Genomic DNA, 4,957 nt, shown 5'->3' on the forward strand with positions numbered 1-4,957 from the left:
CGCTGGCCGGAGTGCTGCTGGCGACGGCGATCCGCATGGTGGAGACGGACGCGGTCCGCGCGATGGCCCGCTCGACGCACGGGGACGCCCTGGTCCTGGTCCTCACGGCGGCCGGCACCCTCGCCCTCGACCTGGTGCGCGCGGTACTGATCGGCCTCGCCGTCTCGGTACTGCTCGCCCTGCGCGCGGCGATGCGCGGAACGCGCCTGACTCCGGCCGAACTCCCGGGCGCCGTAGGCACGGTGACCTACCGCTTCGACGGCCCCCTCCTGTTCGCCGCCGCCCACCGCTTCCGCCGCAGCCTGGCCGACGTACAGGACGTCACGGCCGTGGACCTACGACTCTCCGGCCTCACGGCGGTCGACGCGACGGGCGCGCTGGCGCTGAAGGACGCGGTCGGCGAGTTGCGCGACCGGGGTATCGAGGTCCGGATCTCCGGTGTCGAGCACGGTCACCGCAGGGTGCTGGAGTCGCTCGGGGTGCTCCCGGTGAACCCGACTCCGAACAGGGGGGCTATCCCCAGTGCAGCGGGCGCGACCGCTCCCTAGTCTGAATCGCATGACGGGAATGGACTCGCACGACGCCGAACTCAAGAAGGAACTCAACGCCACCCTGCAGGCGCGCAGGGAGCTGGGCGACGAGTACGAGTCGGCGTTGGTCGACTCGTTCCTGGAGAAGGTCGACCAGCGCATCGACGGCGCGGTGGAGCGCCGGGTGCGTCGGCAGATGGCCGAGCAGCAGATGGTGGTCGCCCGGGGCTCGCGAGGGCCGAAGCCCACCGACTCCTGGGGCGAGCGCTTCGGCTTCGGCATCGTCTCGATGGTCCTGGCGATCCCGCTGTCCGCGATCGGCGGTGGCATCGCCCACCTCCCCGGCCTCCTGGTGGCCTGGATCGGCATCGTCGGCGTCAACACCGTCCAGGCCGCCCGCACCAACCCGGGCCTCTTCGGCGGCCGGCGCCACAGGTCCTCCCAGGACAGCGAGTGGGAGGACTGAGCCTCCCGGTCACGCCTCCCGGTCACGCCTGGCGGGTCGCCAGCACCATGATCTGCCGCAGGTTGACGTGCCGGGCACGGCTCGCCGCGTAGGCCACGACATCGGCGACCTCTTCGGCGGACAGTCCGCCCAACGCCCCGAACATCTCGTCCAGTTGGCGGGCCATCTCCTCGCTGCCGAGGTGGGTGCCCAACTCGGTGTCGGTCAGGCCCGGTTCGATGTTGGTGACCCGCACGTCGCGGGGTCCGAGCTCGGTGCGCAGTGACTGGGAGAGATAGGTGACGGCGGCCTTGGTCGCGCCGTACACGGCGTAGGTGGGGAACGTGATGTGCGCGCCGACGGACGAGATGTTGACCAGGTCCGCGCTACGCCCCTCCCCCGCCGCCGCCACCAGGTCCCCGGTGAAGGCGCGGATGACACGCAGCACCCCGGTCACATTGGTGTCGAGCATCCGCCGCCACTCGTCGATCCGCCCGTCGTCGACGGCGTGCGGCAGCATGACACCGGCGGCGTTGACGACCAGGTCGACGGGCCCGAACGTCTCATGCACCAGCTCGGCGGCGGCCTCCACGGCCGCGTCGTCGGTGACATCGGCGACGACGGCGAGGGCCTGTCCCCCCTCGGCCCGGATCTTCCCGGCGATCGCGTCCAGCCGCTCCCCGCGCCGGGCCAACAGCGCCACCCGCGCCCCGTTCGCGGCCAGTTGAACGGCGATCGCCTGCCCGATCCCACTGGCGGCTCCGGTGACCACGGCGGTACGGCCGGCCAGATTCTCGTACGACATGAGGTGCTCCTCGGTGGGTTGGCCACCGGGGCGTTTCCCCGGCGACGTCCACCACCGTGCGCCGCCCCGCGGGCCCTACCCAGGGATGCGTTTTTCCTGGGTCTGCCAGTACCAGGTTGGAAATCCGCGACCGGCCTACCATCGAACCCATGGACGGGGACATCGGAGACTTCCTGCGCTCACGCCGTGCTCGTATCCAGCCCGAGGAGGTGGGGCTGGCCTCGTACGGGCGCCGTCGTGTCCCCGGGCTGCGCCGCGAGGAGGTGGCGCAGCTGGCCGGGGTGAGCGTCGACTACTACATCCGACTGGAGCAGGGCCGCGGGACGAGCGTCTCGGACGCGGTCCTCGACGCGATCGCCCGCGTGCTGCGCCTGGACGAGACGGAACACACCTACCTGCGTACGGTGGCCCGCCCGCACCGAGGGAAGCCGACCCGGACGCCAACTCCCCGTGTTCGCCCCGGAGTTCAGGTGCTGCTGGACGGCATGGACCGTATGCCCGCCTTCGTGCTCGGCCCCCGGATGGACGTGCTGGCCTGGAACACCCTCGCCGACGCGCTGAGCAACTTCAGCGGCATGCCCCCGGCCGTCCGCAACATCCCGCGCCATGTGTTCCTCGACCCGGCCTCGCGCGACCTCTATCCCGACTGGGCCGCCGTCGCCGCGCAGGCCGTGGCGAACCTGCGGGTGACCTCCGGCCGCGACGGGAACGACCCCGAACTGAACGCCCTCGTCGGTGAACTCTCCCTCCGCAGCGAGGACTTCCGCCGGCTGTGGGCCGACCACGAGGTCAAGGAGTGCGCCTACGGTGTGAAGCGCGTCCGGCACCCGGTCGCGGGCCTGCTGACCCTGCCGTACGAAACACTCGCGGTACCGGGGGAGTTGGCGCAGACGATGGTGGTCTACACGCCGGAGCCGGGTTCGGAGACGGCGGAGCGCCTTGCGCTGCTGGGGAGTTGGGCCACTACCGGACCCACGAGGCCCGCACGGCCGTAGACGAAGCGGCTGTGAGAAAGGCTATGCGCGGGGACCGCCGCACCCCCCGTTGCCGGGAGGGCGGGACGACGGCGGTCCCCGCGAGGGACGCGTGCCGGGTCAGGGCCGGGCGTGCGCGTCCTGGGCGTCGGTGGAGGTCCGGGAGCCGCTCCGGAGGTCCGTGACGCCGTTTATGTGTCGGCGAGGCGGGGAGCCGCTCCCGCCCTGCCGACATCCACTAATCTGCCCGACGCTTGTTAAGCGGGTGCTGCGTGGACGTGACGCGCTCGTACCACTTCAACGAAGTCCACCGTTTCGACGGGCAACCGCAAAGTCGCCGCCGTCACGGCCCGTTCACCGGACGTTTCCTACTGCTTCCCGCCCTTGGCGAGGAAGGACAGCAGGTCCTGCCGGCTGATGACACCGGTCGGCTTGCCCTCGACCAGGACGATCGCCGCGTCGGCCGCGCCCAGGACGGTCATCAGGTCGCCCACCGGTTCACCGGAACCGACCTGCGGCAGCGGGGCCGACATGTGCTTCTCCAGCGGGTCGGAGAGGGAGGCGCGCTGGGTGAACAGGGCGTCCAGCAGCTCCCGTTCGACGACCGAGCCGACGACCTCGGCCGCCATGACGTCCGGGTGACCGGCGCCCGGCTTCACGATCGGCATCTGCGAGACGCCGTACTCGCGCAGCACCTCGATGGCCTCGCCGACCGACTCTTCCGGGTGCATGTGCACGAGGGACGGGATGGCGCCGTGCACCTTGTCGTTGAGGACATCGGCGACGCGGGCGCTGGGACCCTCGTCCTCCAGGAAGCCGTAGTCCGCCATCCACTCATCGTTGAAAATTTTACTAAGGTACCCGCGCCCGCTGTCGGGCAGCAGGACGACCACGACATCGTCCGGCCCGAGCCGCTCCGCCACCCGCAGCGCGGCCACGACCGCCATCCCGCAGGAGCCGCCGACGAGCAGCCCCTCCTCCTTGGCGAGCCGGCGGGTCATCTGGAAGGAGTCCTTGTCGGACACGGCGACGATCTCGTCCGCGACAGTGCGGTCGTAGGCGGTCGGCCAGAAGTCCTCACCGACGCCCTCGACGAGATACGGCCGCCCGGACCCGCCGGAGTACACGGACCCCTCCGGGTCGGCGCCCACGACCTGCACCCGGCCCTCACTGGCGTCCTTGAGGTAGCGCCCGGTTCCGGAGATGGTGCCACCGGTGCCGACACCCGCGACGAAGTGGGTGATCCTCCCCTCGGTCTGCTCCCACAGCTCGGGGCCGGTCGAGTGGTAGTGGGAGAGGGGGTTGTTCGGGTTGGAGTACTGGTCGGGCTTCCAGGCACCCGGCGTCTCGCGGACCAGGCGGTCGGAGACGTTGTAGTACGAGTCCGGGTGCTCGGGGTCCACGGCGGTCGGGCACACGACCACTTCGGCGCCGTACGCGCGCAGCACGTTGATCTTGTCGGTGGACACCTTGTCGGGGCACACGAAGATGCAGTGGTACCCCTTCTGCTGGGCCACGATGGCCAGGCCGACGCCGGTGTTGCCGCTGGTCGGCTCGACGATGGTGCCGCCGGGCTTGAGCGCGCCGCTCTGCTCCGCCGCCTCGATCATGCGCAGGGCGATGCGGTCCTTCACGCTCCCGCCGGGGTTGAAGTACTCCACCTTGGCCAGAACGGTCGCCTGGATGCCCGCGGTCACGCTGTTGAGCCTCACCAGCGGGGTGTTGCCGACGAGGCTGATCATCGAGTCGTGGAATTGCACCGTTGTCTCCGGTTGCTGCAAAAGAAGTGGTCGTGTTGGGTCACGTCAGCCTAAGGCCCGGATTGGGCGTTCACCGCCTGTTGAGATTGGGCCACGTGCTGTTCGGGGCAAGGAGTGGGTGACGGCTCAGAGGAGGTGGCGGCGACGTATGACGAAGATGTCGAGGGCGCGGGTGGCCCGGCGGATCGCGGCCGGTGCGGCGTACGGCGGCGGTGGGGTCGGACTGGTGGGCGCGGCGGCCGTCGGCCTGGTGCTGGCCGAGGTCCGCTTCGTGAAACGGCATGTGGGCAACGGCCACGGCACGGGCGGCAACCATGTGCCGAGCGCCGACGGCCGCTACGGCCATTCCTACGACACCCCGGGTGAACCCCCGCTCCGCCTCACCATGCTGGGCGACTCCACGGCCGCAGGCCAGGGCGTGCACCGGGCGGCCCAGACCCCGG

At 70.7% G+C, this 4,957-nt stretch carries 5 protein-coding genes and 1 pseudogene; 4 read left to right on the top strand and 2 right to left on the bottom strand.

The features are described from left to right. Both R6V09_RS45790 and R6V09_RS45795 read left to right on the top strand, forming a co-directional pair. Positions 1 to 548: STAS domain-containing protein (locus tag R6V09_RS45790; RefSeq protein WP_317887398.1), on the top strand; the 548-nt coding region annotated here is incomplete at its 5' end. A gap of 19 nt (positions 549 to 567) precedes the next feature. Continuing rightward, positions 568 to 996, top strand: a complete 429-nt coding sequence (locus R6V09_RS45795; RefSeq protein ID WP_317887402.1) for a hypothetical protein — start codon at positions 568 to 570, stop codon at positions 994 to 996. 22 nt (positions 997 to 1,018) lie between these two features. Here the strand turns inward: R6V09_RS45795 and R6V09_RS45800 are convergent, their stop codons facing one another. Beyond that, positions 1,019 to 1,780, bottom strand: a complete 762-nt coding sequence (locus tag R6V09_RS45800; protein WP_317887399.1) for an SDR family oxidoreductase — start codon at positions 1,778 to 1,780, stop codon at positions 1,019 to 1,021. A 149-nt stretch (positions 1,781 to 1,929) separates the two neighbouring features. Between R6V09_RS45800 and R6V09_RS45805 the strand changes: the two genes are divergently transcribed. Beyond that, positions 1,930 to 2,775 carry a helix-turn-helix transcriptional regulator gene (locus tag R6V09_RS45805; RefSeq protein WP_317887400.1) on the top strand — a complete coding sequence of 282 codons (846 nt, stop codon included), beginning with the start codon at positions 1,930 to 1,932 and terminating at the stop codon, positions 2,773 to 2,775. 347 nt (positions 2,776 to 3,122) lie between these two features. On the opposite strand, the gene R6V09_RS45810 is transcribed toward R6V09_RS45805, so the two are convergent. After that, entirely contained in the window at positions 3,123 to 4,514 is a 1,392-nt protein-coding gene (locus R6V09_RS45810) for a cystathionine beta-synthase (protein ID WP_317887401.1), read from the bottom strand. Positions 4,515 to 4,662: 148 nt separating this feature from the next. On the opposite strand from R6V09_RS45810, the pseudogene R6V09_RS45815 reads away from it, so the two are divergent. Further along, a pseudogene (locus R6V09_RS45815) lies at positions 4,663 to 4,957 on the top strand (SGNH/GDSL hydrolase family protein); the annotation flags it as partial.

Origin of the sequence: Streptomyces sp. W16, assembly GCF_033194735.1 — a bacterium.
Classification (GTDB): Bacteria; Actinomycetota; Actinomycetes; order Streptomycetales; family Streptomycetaceae; genus Streptomyces.

What these genes read in the sequence shown, in the direction of transcription:
- R6V09_RS45795 (WP_317887402.1), top strand. Translation starts at nt 568, where the DNA reads ATGGACTCGCACGACGCCGAACTCAAGAAGGAACTCAACGCCACCCTG.
- R6V09_RS45800 (WP_317887399.1), bottom strand. Translation starts at nt 1,780, where the DNA reads ATGTCGTACGAGAATCTGGCCGGCCGTACCGCCGTGGTCACCGGAGCC.
- R6V09_RS45805 (WP_317887400.1), top strand. Translation starts at nt 1,930, where the DNA reads ATGGACGGGGACATCGGAGACTTCCTGCGCTCACGCCGTGCTCGTATC.